The following is a 1,344-nucleotide window of genomic DNA, read 5'->3' on the forward strand; positions in this document are numbered from 1 at the left end:
CTTTCATTGCGCGCGGCGTTTTACCCAATTTTTGGTGACCGTGCATGGGGCTGGTTAGGTCACGTTATCGATATCCTTGCTGTACTTTCGACGTTGTTCGGTCTTGCGACTTCTCTTGGTTTGGGTGCTCAGCAGGCAACCAGTGGTATTAACCATGTATTTGGTTTAAACGGCGGCATCGGTACACAAATGGTGGTGATTGCGTTTGTAACCTTTATTGCTGTGCTTTCTGTTGTTCGTGGTATTGACGGCGGTGTCAAACTCCTAAGTAACGTCAATATGATCGTTGCGTTTGCTCTGCTTATTTTTATTACGTTCATTACCTTTGATACTGCGATGGGTTCATTAGTCGACACGACAATGGCATACATCCAAAACATCATTCCGTTGAGTAACCCGCATGGTCGTGAAGACGAAACGTGGATGCACGGTTGGACAGTGTTCTACTGGGCTTGGTGGGTATCTTGGTCTCCGTTTGTGGGTATGTTTATCGCTCGCGTATCGAAAGGCCGTACCGTTCGAGAATTTTTGTTCGCAGTCATCGTGATTCCGACGTTGGTAACATTGGTTTGGATGTCAGTATTTGGTGGTATTGCGCTTGATCAGGTCGTGAACAAAGTTGGTGAATTGGGTGCGAATGGTTTAACGGATATTTCACTGACACTATTTCATGTTTACGATGTATTACCATACAGCTCAGTGATTTCTATTCTGTCGATTGTTTTGATTTTGGTGTTCTTTATCACCTCATCTGACTCCGGTTCATTGGTTATCGACAGTATCACTGCGGGCGGTAAGATTGATGCTCCCGTTCCACAGCGAATTTTCTGGGCGTGTATCGAGGGTTCAATTGCCGCCGTTATGCTCTGGGTTGGCGGTAAAGAAGCCTTACAAGCGCTACAGTCTGGTGTGGTTGCGACCGGCTTGCCATTTACCTTTGTTCTGCTGTTGATGTGCGTGAGTTTGGTGAAAGGTTTACGTACCGAGCTTTCCGCTTACCGCTAATCGATGTTGATAAATTAATACTCAATGCCGAGCATTCATTGCTCGGCATTTTTATTTCTGCTTTTCTTTTTAAGAAATTCCGTTACAGTTTGGGCTTCTTTTTCATCACTCAACTGCATTATGTCGCTTGCTAAACTTATTCTCATTCGTGGTCTTCCTGGCTCAGGAAAAACAACCTTGGCGAAACAATTGGTAAAAGATTTCGATGCGAAGCATTTCGAAGCCGACATGTATTTTGAGAATGAGAAAGGCGAGTACCACTTCAATCCGTCTTTGCTTCCGCAAGCGCACGAATGGTGTTTTGAACAAACGCGCAAATGGTTGAACAAAGGGAAAATA

General features: G+C 44.7%; 2 protein-coding genes. Both read left to right on the plus strand.

Annotated features, from left to right (window positions below; genetic code table 11):
• Window positions 1–1,005: BCCT family transporter (locus R7P35_RS24585; protein ID WP_318092962.1), on the plus strand; the 1,005-nt coding region annotated here is incomplete at its 5' end.
• Between the two features lie 120 nt (window positions 1,006–1,125).
• On the plus strand, window positions 1,126–1,344 hold a 219-nt coding region (locus R7P35_RS24590), incomplete at its 3' end, for an AAA family ATPase (protein WP_318092964.1).

Source organism: Vibrio sp. Vb0304, from assembly GCF_033338995.1.
Taxonomy (GTDB): Bacteria; Pseudomonadota; Gammaproteobacteria; order Enterobacterales; family Vibrionaceae; genus Vibrio; species Vibrio alginolyticus.